Source organism: Streptomyces sp., assembly GCF_019510245.1.
Lineage (GTDB): Bacteria > Actinomycetota > Actinomycetes > Streptomycetales > Streptomycetaceae > Streptomyces.
Genome location: NZ_JAEKKT010000239.1, coordinates 1 through 22,961 on the forward strand (window position 1 = coordinate 1; position 22,961 = coordinate 22,961).

Annotated in this window: 25 protein-coding genes and 4 pseudogenes; 25 read left to right on the forward strand and 4 right to left on the reverse strand. The window is 69.3% G+C overall.

All coding sequences use genetic code 11. The features are described from left to right. The first annotated feature begins 802 nt into the window (after window positions 1–802). The 4 genes and pseudogenes from JF597_RS46460 (at window position 803) to JF597_RS46475 (ending at window position 4,223) form a co-directional block, all read left to right on the forward strand. Window positions 803–2,104 (forward strand): aminotransferase class I/II-fold pyridoxal phosphate-dependent enzyme, encoded by a 1,302-nt coding sequence (locus JF597_RS46460; protein WP_294011260.1) that lies wholly within the window; start codon window positions 803–805, stop codon window positions 2,102–2,104. 85 nt (window positions 2,105–2,189) lie between these two features. Beyond that, on the forward strand, window positions 2,190–2,909 hold the full coding sequence (locus JF597_RS46465; RefSeq protein WP_294011262.1) for a hypothetical protein: 720 nt from the start codon (window positions 2,190–2,192) through the stop codon (window positions 2,907–2,909). Between the two features lie 390 nt (window positions 2,910–3,299). Beyond that, window positions 3,300–3,440 (forward strand): annotated as a pseudogene (locus JF597_RS46470) (transposase); the annotation flags it as partial. A gap of 432 nt (window positions 3,441–3,872) precedes the next feature. Next, a complete protein-coding gene (locus JF597_RS46475) occupies window positions 3,873–4,223 on the forward strand; it encodes a hypothetical protein (protein WP_294011264.1) in 351 nt (116 codons plus the stop codon). Window positions 4,224–4,276: 53 nt separating this feature from the next. Here the strand turns inward: JF597_RS46475 and JF597_RS46480 are convergent, their stop codons facing one another. Further along, entirely contained in the window at window positions 4,277–5,503 is a 1,227-nt protein-coding gene (locus JF597_RS46480) for an IS110 family transposase (protein ID WP_294011305.1), read from the reverse strand. Window positions 5,504–5,918: 415 nt separating this feature from the next. Between JF597_RS46480 and JF597_RS46485 the strand changes: the two are divergent. Both JF597_RS46485 and JF597_RS46490 read left to right on the forward strand, forming a co-directional pair. Beyond that, a pseudogene (locus JF597_RS46485) lies at window positions 5,919–6,156 on the forward strand (transposase); the annotation flags it as partial. Continuing rightward, window positions 6,156–6,499, forward strand: a pseudogene (locus JF597_RS46490) (tyrosine-type recombinase/integrase); the annotation flags it as partial. The pseudogenes JF597_RS46485 and JF597_RS46490, both read left to right, overlap by 1 nt. A 406-nt stretch (window positions 6,500–6,905) precedes the next feature. Here the strand turns inward: JF597_RS46490 and JF597_RS46495 are convergent. After that, entirely contained in the window at window positions 6,906–7,628 is a 723-nt protein-coding gene (locus tag JF597_RS46495; RefSeq protein WP_294011266.1) for a hypothetical protein, read from the reverse strand. A 17-nt stretch (window positions 7,629–7,645) separates the two neighbouring features. On the opposite strand from JF597_RS46495, the gene JF597_RS46500 reads away from it, so the two are divergent. Both JF597_RS46500 and JF597_RS46505 read left to right on the forward strand, forming a co-directional pair. Then, window positions 7,646–8,107 (forward strand): GntR family transcriptional regulator, encoded by a 462-nt coding sequence (locus JF597_RS46500; RefSeq protein ID WP_294011268.1) that lies wholly within the window; start codon window positions 7,646–7,648, stop codon window positions 8,105–8,107. 1 nt (window position 8,108) lies between these two features. Beyond that, window positions 8,109–8,675, forward strand: a complete 567-nt coding sequence (locus JF597_RS46505; RefSeq protein WP_294011270.1) for an HD domain-containing protein — start codon at window positions 8,109–8,111, stop codon at window positions 8,673–8,675. On the opposite strand, the gene JF597_RS46510 is transcribed toward JF597_RS46505, so the two are convergent. Continuing rightward, the gene (locus tag JF597_RS46510) at window positions 8,663–9,136 is read right to left on the reverse strand and encodes an NUDIX domain-containing protein (protein ID WP_294011272.1); all 474 of its coding nucleotides are present in this window, start codon (window positions 9,134–9,136) and stop codon (window positions 8,663–8,665) included. The genes JF597_RS46505 and JF597_RS46510 overlap by 13 nt on opposite strands. Window positions 9,137–9,138: 2 nt before the next feature. Then, window positions 9,139–9,897: a helix-turn-helix transcriptional regulator gene (locus tag JF597_RS46515; RefSeq protein ID WP_294011274.1), complete on the reverse strand. Its 759-nt coding sequence runs from the start codon at window positions 9,895–9,897 to the stop codon at window positions 9,139–9,141. A 999-nt stretch (window positions 9,898–10,896) separates the two neighbouring features. Here JF597_RS46515 and JF597_RS46520 point away from each other — a divergent pair. The 17 genes and pseudogenes from JF597_RS46520 to JF597_RS46600 form a co-directional block, all read left to right on the forward strand. Then, window positions 10,897–11,064, forward strand: a complete 168-nt coding sequence (locus JF597_RS46520) for a hypothetical protein (protein ID WP_294011276.1) — start codon at window positions 10,897–10,899, stop codon at window positions 11,062–11,064. A gap of 109 nt (window positions 11,065–11,173) precedes the next feature. Beyond that, window positions 11,174–11,365 carry a hypothetical protein gene (locus tag JF597_RS46525; protein ID WP_294011278.1) on the forward strand — a complete coding sequence of 64 codons (192 nt, stop codon included), beginning with the start codon at window positions 11,174–11,176 and terminating at the stop codon, window positions 11,363–11,365. Between the two features lie 148 nt (window positions 11,366–11,513). Continuing rightward, window positions 11,514–11,807 carry a hypothetical protein gene (locus JF597_RS46530; protein ID WP_294011280.1) on the forward strand — a complete coding sequence of 98 codons (294 nt, stop codon included), beginning with the start codon at window positions 11,514–11,516 and terminating at the stop codon, window positions 11,805–11,807. Next, window positions 11,804–12,130, forward strand: a complete 327-nt coding sequence (locus JF597_RS46535; RefSeq protein ID WP_294011282.1) for a hypothetical protein — start codon at window positions 11,804–11,806, stop codon at window positions 12,128–12,130. The genes JF597_RS46530 and JF597_RS46535 overlap by 4 nt, the downstream gene beginning before the upstream one ends. Continuing rightward, a complete protein-coding gene (locus JF597_RS46540) occupies window positions 12,130–12,498 on the forward strand; it encodes an RRQRL motif-containing zinc-binding protein (protein WP_294011283.1) in 369 nt (122 codons plus the stop codon). The genes JF597_RS46535 and JF597_RS46540 overlap by 1 nt, the downstream gene beginning before the upstream one ends. Before the next feature lie 16 nt (window positions 12,499–12,514). Next, the gene (locus JF597_RS46545) at window positions 12,515–13,525 is read left to right on the forward strand and encodes a hypothetical protein (protein ID WP_294011285.1); all 1,011 of its coding nucleotides are present in this window, start codon (window positions 12,515–12,517) and stop codon (window positions 13,523–13,525) included. 192 nt (window positions 13,526–13,717) lie between these two features. Continuing rightward, window positions 13,718–13,855: a hypothetical protein gene (locus JF597_RS46550; RefSeq protein WP_294011287.1), complete on the forward strand. Its 138-nt coding sequence runs from the start codon at window positions 13,718–13,720 to the stop codon at window positions 13,853–13,855. A gap of 104 nt (window positions 13,856–13,959) precedes the next feature. After that, a complete protein-coding gene (locus JF597_RS46555) occupies window positions 13,960–15,528 on the forward strand; it encodes a hypothetical protein (protein ID WP_294011289.1) in 1,569 nt (522 codons plus the stop codon). A gap of 1 nt (window position 15,529) precedes the next feature. Next, a pseudogene (locus JF597_RS46560) lies at window positions 15,530–17,640 on the forward strand (hypothetical protein). 211 nt (window positions 17,641–17,851) lie between these two features. Further along, complete coding sequence (locus tag JF597_RS46565; RefSeq protein WP_294011291.1) at window positions 17,852–18,043, forward strand: hypothetical protein; 192 nt, start codon at window positions 17,852–17,854, stop codon at window positions 18,041–18,043. Between the two features lie 21 nt (window positions 18,044–18,064). Beyond that, window positions 18,065–18,568, forward strand: coding sequence for a hypothetical protein (locus JF597_RS46570; protein WP_294011293.1), 504 nt, complete (start codon window positions 18,065–18,067; stop codon window positions 18,566–18,568). Window positions 18,569–18,580: 12 nt separating this feature from the next. Further along, entirely contained in the window at window positions 18,581–19,375 is a 795-nt protein-coding gene (locus tag JF597_RS46575) for a hypothetical protein (protein WP_294011295.1), read from the forward strand. A 23-nt stretch (window positions 19,376–19,398) separates the two neighbouring features. Beyond that, the gene (ssb, locus tag JF597_RS46580; protein WP_294011297.1) at window positions 19,399–19,854 is read left to right on the forward strand and encodes a single-stranded DNA-binding protein; all 456 of its coding nucleotides are present in this window, start codon (window positions 19,399–19,401) and stop codon (window positions 19,852–19,854) included. 88 nt (window positions 19,855–19,942) lie between these two features. Beyond that, a complete protein-coding gene (locus JF597_RS46585; protein ID WP_294011299.1) occupies window positions 19,943–20,278 on the forward strand; it encodes a hypothetical protein in 336 nt (111 codons plus the stop codon). Beyond that, on the forward strand, window positions 20,275–21,201 hold the full coding sequence (locus JF597_RS46590) for a bifunctional DNA primase/polymerase (protein WP_294011301.1): 927 nt from the start codon (window positions 20,275–20,277) through the stop codon (window positions 21,199–21,201). Before JF597_RS46585 ends, JF597_RS46590 begins: the two co-directional genes overlap by 4 nt. A gap of 190 nt (window positions 21,202–21,391) precedes the next feature. Then, window positions 21,392–22,657 carry a DUF3631 domain-containing protein gene (locus JF597_RS46595; protein ID WP_294011303.1) on the forward strand — a complete coding sequence of 422 codons (1,266 nt, stop codon included), beginning with the start codon at window positions 21,392–21,394 and terminating at the stop codon, window positions 22,655–22,657. A 161-nt stretch (window positions 22,658–22,818) separates the two neighbouring features. Beyond that, window positions 22,819–22,961: helix-turn-helix domain-containing protein (locus JF597_RS46600; protein ID WP_294011307.1), on the forward strand; the 143-nt coding region annotated here is incomplete at its 3' end.

Consider the following 22,961-nt stretch of genomic DNA (forward strand, 5'->3'; position numbering starts at 1 on the left):
TTCCAGCCGTCTTCCGCCAGGCGGACTTTCTGGATGGCGGTCTCCCGGGTGAACGGCGGGAACGGGGGGCGCGGTTCGTGACTCATGTCGCTTCCTTCGGGTCTGTGCGGCATCGCCGCCGGCAGGGTGTGGGTTCCGTTGGCGTGGGTGCACTGTCGCGAGAACGAACGTTCTCTCCATAAGCAGAACCGTACGGGAACGATGGTTCTCGCGCAAGACCCACAGGACCACGACCTGGCAGCCCTCCCCCTGTGGGGCCATCGCGCGCAGACGCCTCGCCCGGTGGAGCGGTGCATCCGGGGCGAGCCGCCGTGAACGGGCTTGAGGCGAGGGAGTCGAGGGCCGGGGCCGTGAATTCGCAGTCGCCCTGTACGCCGCCCCGTACGGAAACCTGGCGCCGCTCGCCCGCGCGCCGCCTACCGCATCCTGAGCAGCCACCTTCAGGACTCCAAGATCATCTCGTGGCGGCTTTTGGGCTCACCTCTGAACCCAGGGGAATCCCACCGGGTGCTCAGCAGACGGGCACACGGGCTCTGATGATCTCCCCACCTCAGATCCGGGAGTGGGGTGCGCATCAGGTCGTGGACGCGCCAACTCCCACCGTGCCGTCGACGAGGTATTCCCTACCTCCCAGGGCGCCTGAGAGCCGGCCTGACGTAGCCGCGGTTGAGTCGCCCGGATGAACGGCTCGCTGGTCAGGCACGGTCGGGAGCTCCCTTCTTTGGCATAGGACATATTTCTTATGGCCTATGCCGAACGTTATGGTCGTGGGCGGAGGTGGTGCTCGGTGCAAATCAGCGGGATGACGGCGACAGAGATCGCGAGCAGTGTGCGGGACCTGATCGCGTCGGGTCGGCTGGCGCCGCAGGACCTGCTCCCGCCGGTGCGCAAGCTGGCCGAGGAGCTGGGGGTGAACCGGAACACGGTGGCCTCGGCGTACCGCCAGCTGGTGGCTGCCGGCGAGGCGGAGACCCGCGGCCGCGGCGGGACTGTCGTGACAGGGGTGCCGCAACTGGCCAGCGAAGGCGCGTGGTTCGGCGGCCGCCTGATCGATCTTGCCAGCGGCAACCCCGATCCGGAACTGATCCCCGATGCACTGCAGGCGCTCCGGAGCGGTGACTACCGGCCCGCGTTCTACGGCGCACCGTCGGTCGATCCGGACCTCGCCAGCTGCGCGGCCGAACAGTTCGCGCCGGACGTGGCCACGGACGGCTTCCGGATTCTGGTCACGCACGGCGCGGTCGACGCCACGGAGCGGCTGCTGACCGCATATCTCACCCGGGGCGACGCGGTCGCGGTGGAGGATCCGTGTTTCCTGGCCAGTATCGGTACCCTGCGGCTGAACGGCCTGCGCACCGTCGCGGTCCCGGTCGACGAGGCAGGGATGCGGCCGGAGGCCCTGCGGGCGGCGTTGGAGGGCGGGGTACGGGCGGTGGTGTGCACGCCCCGGGCCCACAACCCGACCGGTGTGAGCGTCACCGGCGAGCGCGCCGCCGAACTGCGGTCGGTCCTTGCGGCGCATCCCCAGGTCCTGGTCATCGAGGACGACCACTTCTGGGCCGTCTCCAACGCGCCGTACCACCGGATCACGCCGTCCGAGGTCTCCCGGTGGGCGCTGGTGCGCTCGGTGTCGAAGTTCCTCGGGCCGGATCTTCGGCTCGCGCTCGTCGCGACGGACGAGGAGAGCGCCGAGCGCCTGCAGACGCGGCTGAACACTGGGACGACGTGGGTGAGCCGACTGCTGCAGCACACGGTGTACCGGCTCGTGAGTGATCCGCAGGTGCACGAGCTGACCGCCCGCGCGCGCGACGCCTATGCCGAGCGCAGCGCGTTGCTGCTGGCCGAGCTGGCTGAGCGGGGCATCGGCCGTCCGCCCGGCTACCGGCCGGACGGCCTGAACGTCTGGGTGCCGCTGGGCACGGGGGCCCGCCCCATCGCGGATGCACTGGCACGACGAGGGTGGGCAGTCCAGCCCGGCCACCTCTTCGCGGCCAAGACCGGCACCAGCCAGGAGATCCGGGTAACCACCTCCACGCTCACCAGGCAGCAGGCCCGCGAGTTCACCGACGACCTCGCCGCCGTCCTCCCCGTCCACCCCACCTGACCCGGCCCTGCCATGCCGTCGGCGGCATGAGCTACCGCAGCGCACCGCTCCCATCACACACACAGACCGAAAGGCCAGCACAGTCATGCGTACCCACATCGTCGTCCACGAGGCGTTCGAGGCCCCGGGGGCCTTCGAGGACTGGGCCGGAGCCCGGGGCCACGACCTCAGCTTCTCGCGGGTCTACCAGGGGGACGCGCTGCCCGCGTCCGGACAGGACATCGACCTGCTGATCGTGATGGGCGGCCCCCAGCAGCCCAGCACCACCGTCGAGGAGTGCGCGCACTTCGACGCCGCCGCGGAGAAGGCCCTCATCTCCTCCTGTATCGAGGCGGACAAGGCCGTCATCGGTATCTGCCTCGGCGCCCAGCTCGTCGGTGAGTCCCTCGGCGCCGCCTGGGCGCCCAGCCCGAACACGGAGATCGGATCCTTCCCCGTCACACTCACCGACGCCGGCCGCGAGCACCCCTTCCTCGCAGGCTTCGGGGACTCCTTCCACACCGGCCACTGGCACAACGACATGCCGGGCCTCACCGACCACGCGACCGTGCTGGCCACCAGCGCCGGATGCCCCCGCCAGATCGTCGCCTACAGCCGCTACGTGTATGCCTTCCAGTGCCACATGGAGTTCACCCCCGACTGCATCGAGGCCCTGATCGAGCACGGCGAGAAGGAACTGGCCGCGCTCACCGACCGGCCATTTGTCCAGCAGCCCGACCAGCTGCGCGCCAACGACTACACCGAGATGAACGCCAAGCTCATGACGTTCCTCGACCGGCTCGCCGCGGACTACACCGCGCGCTGACGAGCGGGCCGCTGAAACAGACGGTGCTGCTTAGGACGCCGCGGCCGCGCAGTTGGCGTGAGCGGGCCTGGTTCAGTTCCCGGTTAGCCGCTTGCGCAATATCGAGTTCCTCGCGATGTTCGATTTGTGTTCGATATATTGATCTCGGAGGTGCATCGGCAGCCCTCGAAGGACTGGGAGGCGGGTGGTCATGCTGCTGCGAACGGCGTGCGTCTCGCGGCCTATGGAGACGAACCAGGCCGCAGCAGGAAAACGAGACACTCTGAGGCATCTGGAGAACCCCGGGAGCGCCGGGTGACCACGATGAGCAGCCGCCACATCCCCCACCTGCGCTTCGACCTCCGCGCTGGGGCACGAGCCCCGGTGAGCGGGGCCGAGGGCGGCCGGGACGACTACCGCACCGGGCACCGCTCCAAGACGGTGATCACAGAGTCGGGGCCGGTCGAGATCCAAGTGCCGCGGGACCGGGCCGGGTCCTTCGAGCCCCAGCTGGTCAGGAAGCGGCAGCGACGGCAGGGCGGGGTGGACGAGACATCTCATGTCGTCGGTGGGTCAAGTCGAGTCGCGAACGATCATGAGACTGGGCCGCTCGTGCCTCCCGCACGGTCGGGTCGTCGTGAGAGGCGGTAGCGTCCTCGGCATGCTGGACGGCCTTGACGTGTCGGTGGTGCTGCGAGGCGGGGTGCAAACTCGCTCGCAAGCGTGGGACTTCGTGCGCTGGTACGCCGACGCATGGATGGATTGCCCCCTGCGGTTGGAAGCCGGGTGCGTCGAAGACGAGTTGGCGGCTGCGAAGGCTGATCTGGGCTTCGAGCTGCCGGCTGCCCTGCGTGAGGGTTTTGCGCTCTTCGGTCGACGGGACGACCTGACCCGACAGCAGGATCCTCTGGTCCGGCCGACTGAGCTCTACGTCGATGACGCCTTGAACGGTGGCTGGACGAGATCGAGCAGGAGGATCCGCCGGTGGTGGTGGAATCACACGAGGGCTGGATTCCCTTCCTCGATCGGATGTCCTTGGCCTGGGTGGAACTCGTCCTGAGCGAGTCGCTCTTCGGGGCGGGCAGCCTCTACGACGCCTGCGAGCTCCCGGACACACTGATGCCGAACCTTCACGCTCGCTATGCGCGGGTGGACCTACCTGACCATCCCATGTGGGCGAGCAAAGACGACTCGCCGGTGCGCTGGTACGCGGCTCCCGGCCGGCTGATCCGCCGGGACGGCATCGAGGACCAGTCTTGGATTCACGCGCGTGGACGCACGCCTGCCGATCTCGAAACCATTCGTGCAGAGCTCCCTGGGCCGTGGGTCTGCTGACCGCGCGCTCGTCAACGACGGGGGCCGGTGTGTCGTGCAGGTCGAACAGTTCGCTATGCAGCCAGCGCGAGGGAACGCCCGAAAGCACGCTCGGGGTCGTAGAGGGTGCGCGCTTGCAGGCAGTGGTAGAGGCAGCCCAGGAGCTTGTTGAACAGGTTTCGCAGGGCTGCGGTGTGCCGTTCACCGGTGTCCCGGCGGCGGTCGTAGTGGCTGCGTGGCTCTGCCGATCGCAGGGCAGCAAAGGCCCACATGTAGCCGACGGCGGCCAGACGCCGGTTCTTGACGGTGCGAGCGACCACCATGCGGCTACGGCCTGATGCCCGCGTGACCGGTGCGGCGCCGGCGTAGGCCTTGAGAGCCTTGGCGTCGGCGAAGCGGGTGCGGTCGTCGCCGATCTCGGCCAGCACCCGCGCACCGGACATCACCGACAGGCCGGGCAGGCTAGTGATGATCTGAGCGTCCGGGTGGGACAGGAAGGCTGCCTCGGTGGCGTCGGCGAGGTCGTCGCTGCTCCTGCAGGCGGCATTGAGTTGCTGCAGAAGGGCCGTGGTCTGGTGGCCCATGGCCTGCTCGACCAGTGGCAGTTGCCGCATCTGCTCCGAACGGAAGATCTCCCGCAGGCGTTCGACCTCGTCGTCGAGCGAGCGGCGTAGGCGCCCGGCCCGGTTGAGCAGCGCGCGGAGCTGGCTTCGGGTGAGCTTGGCAGCGTCGGCCGGGGTCGGTGCCGCAGCGAGCATGACGCGGGCGTGGGCGGAGTCCAGGCCGAGCTTGCCGCTGCCGTGGAAGGCCATGAGCGCGGCCGGGTAGTACTCGCGCAGGTGGGAGCGGAGCCGGTTGACCAGCTGTCCCTTGTCCCAGATCGCGTCCTGGTGGGCGCGGGCGAGCACGGCGATGGCCTGACCGAGTTCGCTGTCGGCGGGCAGCGGGCGGTGAGCCTTGATGTCGGTACGCAGGATGTTGGCCAGGACGCGGGCGTCGGCGGCGTCAGACTTCGCGCGGGAGACGCTGCCGCGGTCCCGGTAGCGGGCCGCGGCCAGCGGGTTGATCGCATAGACCTTGCGGCCGGTGGCGCGCAGGCAGGCGACCAGCAGGCCCCGGGGCGTCTCGATGGCCACGGGGATTGGATCCTCCGGGCAGTCGCCATGGCGAGCCAGCAGCTCCAGCAGAGCATGGAAGCCTGCACTGTCGTCGCTGATCCGCAGTTTGGCCACCTGGTCGCCGGCCTCGTCGACCAGCGCTATGTCGTGGTGGCTTTCCGCCCAGTCGATGCCGCAGAACATCATGGTCAACGTTCCCTCTCTCCTCGCTCGTCGGCGCGTGTGCGCGAGTCCGTGCGGAGCACGCGGCGCTCTAATAGAAGTGCTCGGGGCACGCCATCTCATGAGCCGTTCGTGTCTCCAGCGACCGGCAGCGACCTCGGTCTGCTGGAGAGCTCTCGGCTCGCGAACGTCTGAGAGGTCGGCCCCTGTCGGCGGGCTGAGGACATGAAACCGCCGCAGCAAGCGGCGCCGGGCAGGGCCTGTCTCGTCTCGGGGATCACATCCCGAATGGTCCTCAGGCCTCCGCCAGGCGACGCCGCCGTGGATGTGGCCGGTCTAGCCCTGGGGATCTTCGTCCCGGAACGGCGGTAGGCCTGCATCGCACGGCTCGGGAGCCCTTGCACTCTCACGCACAGGCCCACCGACGAGCTATTAGATGGTCCTGTGGCTGTCGACCAAAGGGCTGACGCATGGGAGATCTTCGCGCATCTCGCCGAGGTGTACGGGGTGGAGATCTCCAAGTCCACGATCTTCACGATCACCGACAGCGTGATGGCCGGCATGGCGGAATGGCAGAACTGTCCTTTGGACAGCGCCTACCCGGTCGTCTTTATCGACTGCGTGAACGTGAAGGTCAGATCCGCGACGGTGCGGTCGCCAACCGACCCATCTACCCCGGCAGGACTGGGAGAATTTCAAGGAGCTGCTGGCGGAAGCCGGGATCGACGACCGCCGCCTCTACGACGGCAGCCGTCAAACCGCCGGCACGATCCTGAACGAACTCGGGGTCGACATGCCCACGATCGTGGAGATTCTCCGGCACACCCAGATCAGTCAGATCCGGCGGTACGTACAGGGTCGGTCGCATCTCTCGAAGGACGCGATGTGGCGCATGGGCGACCACTACATGCCCGCCCGGTCCCCGCCGACCCCGCGCCGGAACCCCCAACTGAGACCAGAACTGAGACCGGCGACAGCCGCGCCGCCCGCGCGCAGCGTCGCCGCCGCATCCGCTGAACGAGAAAACCTAGCTCAGACAGTGCCATGAGCTGGGTTTCAGTGGAGCCGCTTTCGGGATTCAAACCCGAGACCTACGCATTACAAATGCGTAAGGCCCTCCCGGGCCCACCTCGGACCCATCTAGCCGTCGTATGAGCCTCACAGGGCAGTGGTATAGACCGCGAGCCGATCAAGGGAACGCGAAAAAACCAGGTCAGACAGAGTCTGACCTGGCCTTCCGTGGAGCCGCTTTCGGGATTCGAACCCGAGACCTACGCATTACGAGTTGTCCGATCTTGGTCCGGGGACGTCCGCAGACGTACGGGCAGCGGACATCACGCGTGCTCAGAGGCACTTCCAGACGCCAGTAGACAGCGGCGGACGAGGGTGGATTCGGTACCGATTGAGACCGTAACTGAGACCGTCACGCCCAGCTCAATTCCCGGGGATCGGTGAGTGTTGCGTGGGCAACTGAGACGAAGCCTGCACGGCTCGCAACAACCTGATCTCTTGCGCGGTCGACCTTGGACCACCAGTCATCATGTGGTTCGAGTTCGGGGGGCGGGGATGCGTCGGGGATCAGGGCTTCCGTCAGGTGGCCCAAGTCCTTCCGAGCAGCGAGCGCGGCTGCCCGCAAGGTATTCGCCTGCTCCGAGACCCTTGCAGGTCCCAGCATCAGCATCCTGCCGAGATGATGGTCCATGTCCCCCTCCCGCGCCTGCGCCGTGAGGTACACCTCTATGTCGACACACTCAGTGGCTCCCTCATAGAACGAGAGATCGTTTGTAGCTTCGGCAGTTCCGAGGGCTAGAAAGCAGTTGTCGAGAGCCTCGATGAAGGCGTCGCAGGCTCCCAAATAGCCCACATAGACTTCCTGGCGCTGCTGACACAGCCACAGGCGGTGTGTTGACAACCCTTGGTCACTGACTTGGCGACGGCCCGCCTTGTACGCCAGAACACCGGTCAGGAGCGCGCTCCCGCCACCTGTTACTAGGCCGATCACAGCCGCCCACAGTGTCGCTATTCCACCATCCATCAAGCCAAGATCCCGCAGGTCGAGGTACTTCCGCAGGGCTTCCAGGGAAGCAGTGGAGCGGGGTACCTCTTCCCATACACAGCATGCGAGGCTGGTACCTACGACGAGCAAACGGAGAGGGAGAGCGGGTGTCGCAGCAGGCCAACCCTCGGGGAACCTTCCTGAAGATTGCCGACGCGGTGAAAAGGCAGATCGAGGATGACCCGAGCATGACGGAGCTGCCGTCACTGGCAGAGATCATGCGCGATCACGAGGTCTCGCGGGGGGTCGCAGTCCGCGCGTTCGGCGTCCTGCGTCAGGAAGGCGTGGCCGAACCGGCAAGGGGCGGGCGCTGGCGAGTAGTACGACCCGGCGCCCCTGTGGACCGGCGTCCGCTGGAACAGCAGATCACGGACATCATCACGGCTGAGAAGCTGCAAGTAGGGGAAGCGTTCCCCAGTGCCTCCGTGCTGGCTACGCGGTTCGGGGTCTCACGCCCCACAGTGACCAAGGCTTTGGACAAGATGGAGTCTGCCGGCGTGCTGGCGAGCGAGGGGCAGGGCAAGGTGCGGACAGTCCGCGCCGTGCCGATTCGAGAGGAGCGTTCCTAGCTTGTCGGAGTTGACGGAGTGGGCATATCCCCTGGCCGAGTCGTTGTTGGCTGAGCCGCTGCCGCGCCGATGGCGGCACTCGCAGGGCGTCGCCGAACGGGCCCGCACGATCGCGCCCATCCTCGGGGAGGACGCCGCGTTGCTCGAAGCCGCGGCCGTCCTGCATGACATCGGGTACTCCCCCGACCTTGCCAAGACCGGCTTTCACCCGCTTGACGGCGCCCGCTACCTCCGAGACGTCGCCAAGGCTGACGAGCGAGTCATCAACCTCGTTGCGTACCACTCGTGTTCATGGATGGAGGCGGACGCGCGAGGCTTGCGTGACGAGCTGGAGGGCGAGTTTCACCGCGAACACGCGCACCTCAATGACGCGCTGTGCTTCTGCGACATGAACACCACACCGGACGGCACGCCCACGAACCCGATCGACCGGGTGAACGAGATCACCGGACGGTACGGGCCCGGCAGCCTGATCGGGACGTTCATCCGGCGAGCCGAACCGGAGATCCTCGCCAGCACTTCGCGAGTGCTCGAACGGGTGGCCGCCGCCAAGCGTCAGCCGATGTAGGGGGCGGTTCGCGCCCGGTCCATGGCGTGCTCGATACGGAGCCGCATCGTGGGATGGATGTCGAGTTGAGACAGGTCCGCCGGGGTGACCCAGCGGACTTCTGTCGTCTCGTTGCTCGTACGCACCTCACCGCCGACCGGACGGGCCCGGAAGCAGATGCTGAACTGCTGCCGGACCTCCCCGTCGTCGTACTTCATGACGTGCCCCGGGTCGGTGTAGATCCCGGACATGTCCAGGACTTCCGCCTTGATCCCGGTCTCTTCCCAGACCTCCCGGACGACGGTGTCGCTGATGGACTCCCCCACGTCGTGACCACCGCCGGGCAGTGCCCAACGGCCGTTGTCCGACCGCCGGATCATCAGCACCTCACCCGCGTTGTTCTGCACGAACGCGACGACGGACGGCACAACCGAGTTGGCCGGCGGGGCGTCGGGGTCATGCAGGTAGTCGATGCGTCCCATGTTCAGGCTCCTGTGAAGTCTCGGTCCGTGACTTGGCGGGCGCCGCCCCAAGTCTGTTCGATGCTATTCGCGTAGGTGTCGAACAGGCCGCCGCCCGGCATGCGCCGCAGGTGAAAGACCGGTGCCATGTACGCGCCGATGCCGTAGACGTGCGGATTGACGAGCATCTCGTCATCGGACCGGTATATGGAGTTGTAGAGCGTCGTTGCGTGGAGTCGGAAGCCGATTTCAGGGTGACTCTCGGCGAGGGGACGATAGTTCACCAGGGCGTTCCGAATCTTGCCGTCCATGATCCGGTGCCCTTCGTCGATGCCGCGCTGACGGACGGCTTCACAGTCCGGGTCGCCGAGCAGGATGCGCACCTGGGTTGCCCCTTCCACCTTCCCCTTCAGGAGATCGTGGAACAGGGGATCCTCGGACAGGAAGAGCCCCGAGTAGACGAGAACGTCCAGGTTGTTCTGTGCCCGCGCGTAGAGGTCACGCCAGAGGCCGGACGGCACCGTGTGCCGATGCGGGTAGACAGCGACAATCTCGGCTTTGGTCAGATCCGTCGCAGTCTCGACAGCGCGCCCGTCATCCCAGAGCGTCGTCACGTCGACGTTCAGCGCCGCCGCCGTTGCGTACTGGTGACGCCGGTACGGCACTTTGCCCTGCGTGATCCATCGCTCGACGGTCTTCGGGATGACGCCGATCTCTTCGGCGAGGCTCTGCACGGTCATGCCGCGGGCGAGGAGGGCGGACCGTAAACGCTCGTTCGACATCTGCACCCCCGTAGGGACTTCTTGGACTTCTTGACCGTAGCCAGAAGGCCCTTAGCTGTCTACGTGTGGGGTGACCAACTCCCCTGACCTGCGGCGATTCTGAATGTGCGCCAAGAAGTCCAGGCGCAAAGCCAAGAGGCTCCGTCGGCAGACTTGACGGACCACCATGCAGTACCTGTAAAACAGGTACTGCAACAGACGCCCGGAGGGCTCCGAAGGGGGCTCGAAGGAAGCGCATGCGTTGCTTGAGAACTCAACAGGGTGTCAAGTTCGACGGGGTGTGAGTCCCCGTCCCCGTGGCGGATGGGTGAAGACCGCCGGCGGCCACTTCTTTGCGTGCTGGCTCTGGAGAAACGCCCCGGGGATCGGTGGGAACCGACCTCCGGGCGCGCCACCTGGTACGCGCCGCCCTGCTGGCGTCAGAGCAGTGACGATGACGCACCCGACGTATCTCGGCTCGGGGCCGGTCCGCCGCAGCAACGGCAGGCCGGTGAAGCCGTATCCCTGCGATCAGCGGGAGGTCGGTCATGGACCGACGACATACCAAGGTCGCCGCCGCACCGGACCGGATGGCGGCGACCGCTCAACTCTCCGGTCCACTTCCTGGCTCCGCAGCGCCTCGCGTTGCGGCCGGCTGCCTCTCCCGCCCGTACAGCCTGCCTCGCGTAGTGCTGGACGGGCGGGGGCGCGGGGAGCCGGAGTTCCGCCGACTCTAACGAGGGCGATCCCCCGGGGGGCAACCCGAGGGACCGCATACAGACGCCTGTTGGGAGGCATCTGTGGTGCTGAGTCTGACAGATCAGGAGCGCGACGACTTGTCGCGTAAGAACGCCGAAGCGAACAAGCGCAGCGAGGACAACGCCCGGGCTCGGGGTGGCCGTTGATGGCCGGCTCCGAGCACGAGAAGACCAAGGACCCGCTGCCCCCTCGGCCCCGTGGCCCGCACCCCTACCCGGCCGGTCACACGGTCGCGTGCCCCGCGTTCGAGGGGGCGTGCTGATGGCGACCGATCCGGCGGCCTGGCACTTGGAGGCGAGCGCCGACGCGTGGGCCGCTGACCTCGGTCGGCAGGACCCTGTGCCGGCCGCGGCTGAGCTGGCCTGGCAGCAGCAGGAGATCCGCACCGCCTACGAGGACGCGGCTCACCTGACCGAGCAGCCCCGCTAACACCCACCACCACCTCTACAGCCCCGGTAACCAGCCGTGATGGGCGCCGGATCGAATCCGGCCCGGGGCACGCACCGCCACCTGTTCGCAGACCTGAGAGGAACCCGACATGGCCGAGATCACCGACCGCATGCGGCGCCAGGCCGACGACAACCGCCAGGCCGCCGTGTGGGCGCGCGACCGCGGCAACGAGCAGCGGGCCCGGCAGTTGGAGGACCGCGCGGACGAACTGGAATCCGGCAACGTCACCGACGTCACCGACCAGCTCTCCGCGCTCACCCGGTGGGCCTTCCGCCGCTGACCTGCTTCAACCGCCCCGACGGTCGTAAGGCTGGGTTCGACTCCCGGCCGGGGCACTGTGGCCCGCCGCGCTCGCGGTGGTGGCCGCCGACGCCGGACCGACTGTTCTGCGGCCCGGCCTCTTCCTTCCCTTCGAGCTGGGAGCTCCCATGCGTTCTTTCGTGTCTGGCCACCGGGCCGACAGTCCACAGGATTTCCTCGAACTCGCCCTCGGCACCCCGGTTGAGCTGTGGCTCGGGGTCGATGGCGAGAGCGAGGTGGAGCGTGCGGCGCGTCTGGACGCGGCCCGCGACATCCTGACCGACCCCGAGTTCGCGAGCGGGCCGGACGACCTGATCCGGCTGGCCGCGCAGGTGGTCGACGACCACCCGGAGCTGTTCAACGTGGTCCCGCTGCCTCGCCCCGCCCGCCGCCGTCCGGTACGCCGGGGGGCCGCAGCATGAACCAGGACCTGACGCTGGACGGCCTGGCCGTGCCGCTGCGGGTGCTGCGCCTGCTCGCCGTGGACTTCGGGCACCTGCCCGCCCCGCACATCGAACTGTCGACTGTGTTCCCGGACCGGCTGGGGCTGAGGTTCCATGACGACCTGGCCGGCTTCGAGACCTGGCGGCACGCGCTGGGCATCACCCCGGACGACGTCACCTACCGCGAGCAGAGCGGCGACACCTGCGTGCTGAAAGCGTCCGTCGACTACGCGGGCGCCGCGCTGGACCTGACTGGCTTCGGCGACTTACCCGCCCCCGCGCCGGTCAAGGCCGCGGCCTGATGGCGTCATGGGGCAAGTGCTTCGACCCGAACGGCGCCCGGTTCGGGATCCCCACCTACCCCTGGCGCTGCGCCCCGTCCGGGCTCGCGACCAGACGGCAGTTACGGGCCCGCGGCCTGCGCCCCGGCGGGCAGCCGGTCGTAGGGCAGATCCTGCGCCCGCGCTACCGGCGTGGGCCGCTGGTCGCCTACCTCTACCGACTCGACAAAGCCCTGCCGGTCCGGCCGATGACCCCGGCCAGGCGGCGCGCGCTGGAGTGCGCGATGAAAGCGCGCCGCACCTGCCCGAAGTGCCGCACGGACGCCGGATACGTCATCCCCGCATCGCTGGGGCTCTGCGTCCCCTGCGCCTACCCCGATGACCAGTAGAAACGGAGTGAAAAACATGGAAGCCAAGCACGTACTACGGCGCGCGGCTCACTGGAGCCTGCCGGTCGCCCTGACCGGCATGTCGCTCGGATGGACCGTCTACGCCGTGGGAGAGATCCTCTCCCACCAGGCACCGACCGCACTCGCCATGACCGTGGCCGGCATCTACGACGCGGTATGGCTGTACGCGCTGGCCATGGAGACCGCGCACCGCCGCCAGGGCTCCAAGGGCACCCTGCCCGCCGTCCTCGGCTGGGTGTTCCTGGTGACCTCGGTCGCCGTGCTGTTCACCCACGGCCTCATGTACGCCACCCCCGCCGTCGCCATCATCGGCGCCGTCGTGCCCGCCGCCGCCAAAGCCACCCTCATCATGGCCGTGGAACGCGAGTCCACCCGGATCTCCCCCCGTGCGCAGCAGCAGATCGACGCCGTGCGCAGTGCCACCCGGGACCAGGTCGCCATCGGCCGCGCCGTCACCCGCGCCAAGACCGACCGGCACACGACCGCGGCCGTGCTGGAGCGCGAGGAGCGCAAGGCCCGCGGCAAGGCACAGAAGGTCCGCCACGAGGCAGCCGAGGAACTCGCCAAGCTCACCACCGAGCACCCCGTCGACGACGACGTGCCCGAGGTCCCGGCGCTGTTCTCGGATGACGACCTGGCACAGGTGCTGGGGCAGTGGACACAGGAGGGTGTGTCCCCGGGTGTGTCCCCCGTGTCCCTCCAGGTCGGCCCCGTGTCCCCGGCACCCGAACTCCCCGCCCCGCAGGGTGCGGGACACACCCCGCTCGACTGGGCGGCGCTGGCCGGGGTGGCGGCCGTGGCGGGTGTCGCCACGCCTCAGCCGGGTGAGCCGCTGACCGAGGAACAGCTCACGGCCGTGCTGCGGTGGCTGCGCCACTCGGAGAATCCGCCGCTGTCCTACCGCAAGGCCCTGGCCGCGTACCGCGCAGCAGGGTTTTCCGCGAAGGAGGAGCGGGTGCGCAAGGCGTACGCCGCGCTGATCGACGCGGAAGACGCACAGCCCTAACCGAGCGTCCGGCACACACCAATGACGGCCAGCCCACGGGAATTGGGCTGGCCGCCGTTGCGACTGCCGAAAGCAGTCGAGCACCAGTGAAGCAGACCCGGTGAGCCCCGACGAGCGGCACTCTCGCAGACCCGCAGGGCAGACCCGGCGAGCGGACGCAGCATCCACCCGATTCGAGCAAGGAGCAGCACCGTGAACTGCGAATTCTGCAACGAGGACGGGCCGGACGTGAGCGTCCGGCAGGACCCGTTCGCCGCGGAAGTCAACGACGAGGACTGGCGCGTACCGATGTGCGACCCGTGTGAGCAGGACCGCGCGGACGACGCCTGACCAGCTCTGACCAGCACCTTCTTACACGCACAGGCCCGGACGCCAAGCCGTCCAAAGCACGCGTCCGGGCCTGTGCCCTACTCCCCAAAAGGAGTGCTCACAGCATGACGGAACTCAGCACTGAGCCGGTAGCCGTCGAGACGGCACCGACCGCACCGCCCCCGCCGCCCGAGACTCCGCCGGCCACGGCGAAGGATGGGAAGGAGGTGGAGCACACGCCCGGTGGGTGGCCGGTCGTCCCGCTCGCCCTGACCGGGGCGAACAGCACCGTCGGCATGGTCGCCGCCGCTTCCCTGGCCGGCGGCCCGATCGCCGCCATGGTCGCCGCCACCGGCATGGTGGTCCTCGGCACCGTCGCCGCCACCCGCTCCCGCAAGCCCAACGCCCGCCGCGACACCCGCAGGCAAGCGGCCCGCACTGCCGGCCGTGCTGCCGCCCGTAGCGCGGGCCTGCGCCAGGGCGGGATGACCGCGGGTGGCAGGTCCGGAACCCGTTCGGCCGGCTCCCGTGCCGGTGGCGCGGGTGGCAGGTCGGGCGGTGTGCCGGGCCAGCACCGCCGCGGCGGGCTGGCGGCCCGCCACGCCAGCACCGCCACCGGCTCGAAGACCCGCGGCACGACCGGCCTGGGTGCGTCCAAGCACGCGGCCGGTGGCGCGGGCAGGGTCGGGCAGATACGGGCCCTGCGAGCCGCGCAACAGGCCGCCGCCGGGACTCGGGCCGGACAGCGTGCACAGACCAACAACGCACGGCGTGCGGTCGCCGACGCCCGCCGCAACGCCAACACCCCCGCCCGCAAGTCCGGGTTGGGCAAGCGTGCCGGTCTGACCGGCCGCCTGCTGGGCGGCGCCGCCCGCAAGGCCCGCACCGCGCGCGATGCTGCGATCGCCAAACAGCGTGCTAAGCACGACGCCAAGGCAGGCGCCACGGTGGCCGCGCAGCGTGCCGCGGTCCGCAAGGCCCCCGCGCGCAAGGCCGCCCGCAAAGCCCTGCGCCGCTCCGCGGCCCGCTTCCACGGGCGCCGTCTGCTCGCTGCCCTGCTCGCCCTGCCCGTGGGCCTGCTGGGCTGCCTGACCACCCCGATCGGCCGCAAGTTCGACATCCCGTGGCTGATGTACCCCGGCCGCCGCCTGTTCTGGGCCATGGTCCGCACCGCCACGCAGCAGCGCGCCGAACGGGACGAGATCACCCGCGAGGACCTGCGCGAGCAGGAAGCCGCCGCGGACGCGGAAGCCACCGAGGACGGCACCGAGGGCATCGCGGACAGCGTCGAACGACCCGTTACCAAGGTCCCCACGAGCACGAGTCCCGAGGTCAGTGAAGGAGAGTACGTGTCCGGTTTCCGGTTCGAAGAGGCCGCTGCCGAGATGGAGCAGGCCGCCAACGCCTACGAGCCCGAGAACGCCATGGAGATCCTCGCCATGGTCGAGGGGCTCCCGGCCGCGCTGAGCAGCGTGGCGAACGTGATGAAGATCCTCGCGGAGCGCTCCGACAGCGAGTTCCCGCTGGAGAAGGAGATCGCGGACGGCTTCAACGACATCTTCGGCGCGCTGATGAGCGCGGTTGCGGTCGCCGAAGACATGGGTCCGCTGTTCCGGCAGGTCCACGAGCAGGACATCGCCCGTCACGAGGACCCCCGCAACGGGCACGACGCTGAGAAGGGCTGGAACGTCTGAGATGAGCAGCACCGCCACCGCCAAGAACGCCGGTAGTGGCCCGGTGCTGGACTGGGCGGCCGGTCACGGACCCGTGACCGGCGCCCTGTCCGCGACCACCGGAGCCTTCGCCGTCGCCACCACCGGCGCCGCCACTGCCATGCCGCCCGGCTGGGCACTCGCTGTCGGCGCCGCGGGCGCCCTGGGGCACACGGTTGTGGGCCTGCGGGTGCGCAACGCCGGCCGGACCCTGGCCACCCGCGCCGCGTCCTGGCTCATCGGAGCCGGATGGACCACCTGGGCCATGACCCACGGCCCGCTGACCTGGGCCGCGCTGGGATCCCTGGCCACCGTCGGCGTCGGTATCGGCGCCGCCGCCCGCAGCGCCGCCCTGTACGAAGAGGCCCGCGAAGAGGAAGCCATCGCCGCCGAACACCGGCAGATCGCCGCGGAGTTGTCCGCGGAGCGCCGGGCCATCGCCGCGGAATGGGTCGACCGGATCCAGCGGGTGTGCTCGATCACCGTGCGGGTGCTGGGGGTGGAGATGTGGGAGACCGGGACCGGGTTCTCGATCGACGCCGAACTCCCGCCCGGCGGCGCCACCTACGCCAAAATCGCCTCCGAGTCCGCCCGCCTGTCCGCGGACGCGCGCCTCCCCCACGGCTGCACCGCCACCGCCTCCCCCGGCGTCCACCAGGGGCGGGTCATCATCGACGTGACCACGGTCAACGTCCTGGAAGAAGAGCGCACCTACCCCACCGACTACAGCCCGCTCTCCGTCATGTCCGGGATCCCGTGGGGCTATCGCACGAACGCGGAGAACATCCTCGCCTACCTGCGCGAACAGTGCGCCCTGGTCGTCGGCCCCACCGGATCGGGCAAGACCAACATGGTCCACGCGATCCTCGCCGGGTTCGCCCGTGCCGAGGACGTGCTGACCTGGGTGATCGACCTGAACGCCGGATCCGCCGGCCTGCCCTGGGTGCTGCCCGCCCTCAACGGGCAGATCCAGACCGAGGACGGCAAGCCCGTGCGGCCGGGCGTGGACTGGCTCGCCGGAACGTTCGACGAAGCCATGCTCATGCTGGAGACAGCCGTCAGGGTCGCGAAGCAGCGCAAGATGGGCTACCAGGATCTGCTGGCCAGGGCCAACACCGACCTGCTGCCGATCAGTTCGCGGATCCCTCAGATCATGCTCGTGATCGACGAGGGCGCGGAGATCCTGGCCAGCCCGGACCGGCAGATGCGCAAGATGGCGGAGAAGATCCTCGAAGTCATCCGCATCGCCCGCGCCATGGGCCTGCGCACCGTCCTCACCGCGCTGGGGGCGACCGGCAGCGTGCTCGGGAACCTGATGATCCGCCGGGAGGCCAAAGTCCGCGTCGCGCTGACCGGCGGTGAGACCGAGGGCATGGACCTGAGCAAGATGTTCCCCGGCACCCGCGGCCTGCGCGTCGACCAGGCCCCCTACAAGGGCGCCGGGTTCATGGCACCCCCGAATCGCCGGCCGCCCTGTTCAAGGCGTGGCGGATCCTGCCCAACCAGATCCGGGACATCATCGCCGCCACCTCCGACCGCCACCCCACGCTGGACGACGTGTCCGTGAAGGCTGCCGGGCCCGCCTACGCGCGACGCTGGGACGCGGAGCGCACGGCATGGATGCGCGAGCAGACCCCCGACAACGGCACCGACGCGGATGCGTACGAACCGGCGTCGGGGCTGAAGCTGTCCGCGCTGGACGCGGGGGCGGGGGAGGTCTCGCCGGAAGACGAGATGCTGGCCCGTTTCCGGGCGGAGATCGACGCGCAGTTCGGCACCGCCGCGGACCCGCACGCTCCGACCGAGCAGGCCCCGCCGGCCTCGGGTGGGCTGAACCTGTCGGCTCTTCGGGGTGAGCAGGACAGCCCCGCCCAACAGGCCGCGCTCGCCCTGCTGCTCGCCGCCGGCACCGAGGGCACCGGAGCATCCGCCATCGCCCGCGCACTCGCCGACGAGTACGGAACGACCCGTCAAACGGTCGTCGGCTGGCTCAAGACGTGGGTCACGGACGGCACTGCCGTCCGGGTCGGGGAGGGCACCAAGGCCCGCTACGTCCACCACCGCCACGCACCCCAACCACCCCCCGAGCAGTGATCACTTGTCGCTTGTCGCGCCACCCCGACACATGCCGCCACGGCCGCCCCCGCGGGTCCGGAAACGGCTTGTGACCTGGGAGGCGACAAGCGACAAGACAAGACAAGCGACAAGCCACACGACAAGACAGACGACAAGCAACGCGACAAGCCACCAGCGGGCAGCACCCGGCAACCGGGTGCTGCCCGCCTCGTTTTCCGGGAGGCCGCTCGTGATCGTGACCCTGTCCGCCGTCGCACTCTTCGGAGTGCTCGCCTTCGTCCTGCTGCGCGGCCGCTACCTCGGCCCGTTCAGCGCCCTCGTGCTCTTTCTCTTCGGGTTCTTCACCGCGGGCACCGGCGCCGCCGGACCCGTCCGGGCCATGTGCCTCGCGCTCGCCGACGCCGCCCGCCACCTCACCTGACCCCCGCCAGGAGCCACTGTCATGCCCGAGTACGACCACAGTGCGGCCTGGCCGCCGCGGATGAGTGACGCCGAAGCCACCGCGGAAGCGCGTCGCATCATCGCCGACGCCTACCGGCCCGCCCCCGAGATGCCGACCGCCTATCGCGACACCAGCCCCCTGCCCGCCTACGGCACCACCCCGCCCGTCCCGCAGCCCGACCGCAGGATCGTGCCCGCGTGGGCCGCGGGCATGGCCGTGGCCGGTATCGGCGTCGGCGCCACGTGCGTCGGACTCGGCTGCGGGATCTGGCTCGCCTGCCAGGGCTTCGCCGCCGTCACGTTGACCAGCGTCCTGTTCGTCACCCTCCCCATCGCCGGAGTGGCCGCCGTTGTCGCCGCCGTCGGATCGGCCCTGCGCTCCCTGCGGGGTGTCCGCACGGAAACGCACCACCACTACGCCGGACCCGTCCGGCAGGAGACCAACCAGATCACCGCACCCGCGTACGGGCTGATCGCCCGCAACCGCAACGAACTCCACACCTGAGCAGGAGCCGCCTTGCGCTTCTACCTGACCACTCACAAACGCCACTGGGTCCGGCTGACCCGGGTGCCGCTGTTCCTGAAGTCCGAGCACTTCGTGAAGGCGGCCAAACTGACTCCCGCGCTCGGCCCGTACGCCGTGGACTCCGGCGGGTTCTCGGAGCTCCAGCGCCACGGCGAGTGGACCCGCACCCCCCGCCAGTACGTTGACGACCTGCGCCGCATCTGGGAATGCGTCGGCCCCTACGACTGGGCCGCCCCGCAGGACTGGATGTGCGAAGACCTCATCATCCACGGTGGCACGGCCGGACCGAACGTGTTCGCCGGTACCCATCTCAGCGTGGAAGAGCACCAGCGCCGCACGGTGGCCAACTTCCTCGAACTGCGCTCACGCGCCCCGGACCTGCGCATCGCTCCCGTCCTTCAAGGCGACAACGTGCCCGCCTACGAACGGTGCGCGGAGCTGTACGAGAAGGCCGGCGTGGACCTGCGGGCCGAACCGGTCGTCGGACTGGGCTCGGTATGCCGGCTCCAGTCCACGCAGAAGGGCGCCGCGATCGTCACCGCGATGGCCGCGCACGGCTTCAAGCTGCACGGCTTCGGCTTCAAAACCCTGGGACTGGAGAAGGTGGGCCACCTGCTCGCCTCCGCGGACTCCGCGGCCTGGAGCTATCACGCCCGCAAGAGACCCCCGATGGCCGGCCATACGCACAAGAACTGCGCCAACTGCCTGGAATACGCCTTGAGCTGGCGAACCCGCGTCCTGGCAGCCATACCCGCCTGGCAACAGCCCCTGCTCAACGCTGCCTAACTCACATCCAAGGAGACATCAGCATGTCGTTCGGAGAGACCCCGATCACCCTCGTCGGCAACCTGACCGACGAGCCCGAGCTGAAGTTCACCGAAGGCGGCGCCGCGCTCGCCAAGTTCACGATCGCCGTGACCCCGCGCAGCTTCGACCGCACGTCGAACCAGTGGAAGGACGGCACCACCGCCTTCTACCGCTGCGCCGCCTGGCGCACCCTCGCCGAACACGTCGCCGAATCCCTGAGCAAGGGCTCGCGGGTCGTGGCCACCGGCCGGATGCGTCAGCACGACTGGACCACCGACCAGAACGAGAAGCGTTCCATGCTCGCCGTCGAAGTCGACGACATCGGCGCGTCGGTCCGCTTCACCACCGTCACCGTCAACGCCAAGCGCACCGGTCAGTCCGGCCCGGCCGGCACCGACCCGTGGGCCACGGCCAACGGTTCCGCCGCCGCCGGATCGGACGCCGAACCCCCGTTCTAGCTGCGCCCGGGGCGACCGCCTCTCTCGCCAAAGACACGCGGTCGCCCCGGCAGTCCAGTCCCATCCAAGAGATCTGGAGAACTCCAGCATGACCCTCCCGACCACCGTCCCGCCACCAACCGAGGCACCCGAAACAGCCGTCTTCTACCGGATCAAGCCCCGGTCTGACGGCAGCACGGTCCTGGCTCTGCTGACCGTCGGTGATGCCCCCTACACCCTCGTTCAGCACCTCTTCGAGCTGGACAACTACCTGACCCGGTTCCTGTTCCACGACCTGGCCCGCGCCCTGCACGGCATTGCCGACCCCGGGCCCCGTCCCGAGGCCGCCGCGCTGCTTGCCTCGCTCGACAGCGACGACCCCACCGCATTCGACAGCGCGCTGGACGCCTACACCGCCCGCATCCACCACTGGTGGGCAGCATGAGCGAACCGGTGACCGTGTCCCTGGACAACCTGCACCTGCTCGCCGCCGCCCTGCTGTCCGCAGAGCGCGGCTGGCCCGTCATCCCCCTGCACCCGGGCGCCAAACGGCCTTCCGGCCACCCGGAACGCGACTGCCCGCGTAGCGGGCGGTGTGCGGGCGGGCACCGCACCCCGGAACAGCGCGCCACCACTAACCCCGACCTGATTCACGCGGCATGGGCCAACCGGCCCTACAACGTGGGGATCGCGACCGGCCCGGCCGGTCTGCTCGTGGTCGACCTGGACGTGCCCAAACCGCAAGAGCAGGAAGGAGCGCCTGACGGCGCCACTACCTTCAACGCGCTCTGCGAGCGCGCCGGCCAGCCCTTCCCCCTCACCTACCGGGTGCGGACCCCCAGCGGGGGCCAGCACCTGTACTTCACCACCCCGCCCGGCGCCCGGCTGAAGTGCACGGTGAAGAAGCTCGGTCCGCACATCGACACCCGGGCCTGGGGCGGCTACGTGGTCGCCGCGGGCAGCACCACCCCGCAGGGCGCCTACGAGGTCGCCGAAGCGGCCGTCGTGGCGCCCCTGCCCGGGTGGCTGGCCGACCTGCTCACCGAACCCGCCAAACCGGCGCACCCGCCCGCCCTGGCCCCGGTCAGGGACGGCACCAAGGCCGCCCGCACCGCGCTGGAACGCGAATGCGCGGTCGTGGCCGCGGCCACCGAGGGCGGAGACAAGGGGCGCAACAACACGCTGCACGAGAGCGCGTGCAAGGTGGCCCGGTTCGTCGCCTGGGGACACATCCCCCGGCACACGGTCGAAGAGGCAATCCAGGCGGCGGGGGAGTCGACGGGCCTGTCGGCTGCCGAGTGCCGCACGACGATCCGCAGCGCCATGGAGTGGATCCTCGCCCACGCCACACCCCGGGAAGCCGCATGACCACCTCCCGCTCCCCCCGCCTGGATTGCCTGCCCCTGACCCCGTCCGGGCCGCACAACGCCCCGCCCGCCCGGGGTGCCACCGCCGTGGGCGGCCGAAAGAAGGCCGCCCGAAGGGCGTCCTTTCAGCTCTTCCCGCCGACTCACCACACCGTGAGCCTGCCCCGCCCCTGTGAAGGGAGGACCGCCGCATGACCAGCACCACCCCGCCCGAGCCGTCCATCGACGGCGCGGCCCTGCTCGACGAGGTCGAAGCCTTCCACCGCCGCTTCAACGTCTTCCCCACCGAACACGCCTACGTCGCCATCGCGTTGTGGGACGCGCACGCGCACCTGATGGACGCGCTCGACGGCACCGCCCGCATCGCCTTCCTCAGCCCCGAACCGGGCTCGGGGAAGTCACGGGCCTTGGAGATCATCGAGACCCTCACCCCGCGCTCCGCGACCACCGTCAACGCGTCCGCCAACGCCCTGTTCCGGCTCGTCTCGGCTGACGAGGGCACCCCGACGCTGCTGTTTGACGAGATCGACACCGTGTTCGGGCCGAAGGCGGGCGGGAACGAGGAAGTCCGCGGGTTCCTCAACTCCGGCTACCGGCGCGGCGCCAAGTCCCTGCGCTGCATCGGGGACGGATCCGACCAGAAGGCCGCGTTCCTCCCGTCGTTCTGCGCGGTCGCCATGGCCGGACTCGGCTCGCTTCCGGACACGATCCTGACCAGGTCCGTCATCATCCGCATGCGCAAGAAGGCGCCCAACGAGAAGTGCGAGCCCTACCGGCGCCGCGTCCACGAGAAGCAGGGCCACGCTCTGCGGGACCGGCTCGCCGACTGGGCAGCCCCCCTGCACGACCAGATCGCCAACGCCTGGCCGGACATGCCCGAGGGCGTCACGGACCGGCCGGCCGACGTGTGGGAACCCCTGCTCGCGGTGGCCGACGCGGCCGGCGGGCACTGGCCCGAACGGGCCCGCTCCGCCTGCGTCGCCCTCATCAAGGCCGCGCGGGAAGGCGACGAGGCCTCCCTCGGGGTGCGGCTGCTGACCGACCTGCGCGACCGCGTGTTCTGCGGAGTCGACAAGCTGCCCACCGCCGCCATCCTCGAAGTCCTGCTCGGCATCGACGACGCGCCGTGGGCCGACATGAGCGAGGACGGGCAGCAGATCAAGCCGCTCACCGCCCGCGCCATGGCCAAGCTCCTGAGCCAGTACGTCCGCCCCGACAACACCCCGATCAAGCCCAAGGGAATCCGCGTCGGCAGCACCACTCCGAAGGGGTACTACGCGGAGGATCTCAGCGACGCGTGGGCCCGCTACTGCCCCCCTCCCCCCGGAGAATCCGCAACATCCGCAACAGCCGCAACACCGCAGGTCAACGGGGGTGAAATTGTGGCGGATACCCCTTCCGAGACCCGCCACATGTTCGCGGAATCCGACACACGCACCCTCCGCAGCGTCGGCTGACCAGCCGCACCCCACAGTGCCGCCGCGCGCCCCGCGTGGCGGCAGCTATCCGCAACACAAACGGCATCCGCCACAGATTCAAGCCGCTGACCAGCAGTGTTGCGGCGTGGCGGATGTTGCGGATCCCCCAGAGCCCCAGAGCACCGGAGGAGTACGCCCCGATGAGTACCCCCGCACTGGTCCACACTCAGTTGCTCTACACCCCGGAGGAAGCCGCCAAGGTCCTCCGCTTCGGCCGCTCCACTGTGTACGAGCTGATGGCCACTGGCGACCTGAAGTATGTCAAGCGCGGCCGTTCCCGCCG

Bases quoted from the DNA above. Each gene is read 5' to 3' on its own strand.
- JF597_RS46545 (WP_294011285.1), top strand. From the start codon at position 12,515: ATGGAAGCCAAGCACGTACTACGGCGCGCGGCTCACTGGAGCCTGCCG.
- JF597_RS46510 (WP_294011272.1), bottom strand. From the start codon at position 9,136: ATGGGACGCATCGACTACCTGCATGACCCCGACGCCCCGCCGGCCAAC.
- JF597_RS46515 (WP_294011274.1), bottom strand. From the start codon at position 9,897: ATGTCGAACGAGCGTTTACGGTCCGCCCTCCTCGCCCGCGGCATGACC.
- JF597_RS46530 (WP_294011280.1), top strand. From the start codon at position 11,514: ATGCGTTCTTTCGTGTCTGGCCACCGGGCCGACAGTCCACAGGATTTC.
- JF597_RS46590 (WP_294011301.1), top strand. From the start codon at position 20,275: ATGAGCGAACCGGTGACCGTGTCCCTGGACAACCTGCACCTGCTCGCC.
- JF597_RS46465 (WP_294011262.1), top strand. From the start codon at position 2,190: ATGCGTACCCACATCGTCGTCCACGAGGCGTTCGAGGCCCCGGGGGCC.
- JF597_RS46520 (WP_294011276.1), top strand. From the start codon at position 10,897: ATGGCGACCGATCCGGCGGCCTGGCACTTGGAGGCGAGCGCCGACGCG.
- JF597_RS46535 (WP_294011282.1), top strand. From the start codon at position 11,804: ATGAACCAGGACCTGACGCTGGACGGCCTGGCCGTGCCGCTGCGGGTG.
- JF597_RS46480 (WP_294011305.1), bottom strand. From the start codon at position 5,503: ATGTTCTGCGGCATCGACTGGGCGGAAAGCCACCACGACATAGCGCTG.
- JF597_RS46585 (WP_294011299.1), top strand. From the start codon at position 19,943: ATGACCCTCCCGACCACCGTCCCGCCACCAACCGAGGCACCCGAAACA.
- JF597_RS46540 (WP_294011283.1), top strand. From the start codon at position 12,130: ATGGCGTCATGGGGCAAGTGCTTCGACCCGAACGGCGCCCGGTTCGGG.
- JF597_RS46555 (WP_294011289.1), top strand. From the start codon at position 13,960: ATGACGGAACTCAGCACTGAGCCGGTAGCCGTCGAGACGGCACCGACC.
- JF597_RS46595 (WP_294011303.1), top strand. From the start codon at position 21,392: ATGACCAGCACCACCCCGCCCGAGCCGTCCATCGACGGCGCGGCCCTG.
- JF597_RS46460 (WP_294011260.1), top strand. From the start codon at position 803: ATGACGGCGACAGAGATCGCGAGCAGTGTGCGGGACCTGATCGCGTCG.
- JF597_RS46570 (WP_294011293.1), top strand. From the start codon at position 18,065: ATGCCCGAGTACGACCACAGTGCGGCCTGGCCGCCGCGGATGAGTGAC.
- JF597_RS46525 (WP_294011278.1), top strand. From the start codon at position 11,174: ATGGCCGAGATCACCGACCGCATGCGGCGCCAGGCCGACGACAACCGC.
- ssb (WP_294011297.1), top strand. From the start codon at position 19,399: ATGTCGTTCGGAGAGACCCCGATCACCCTCGTCGGCAACCTGACCGAC.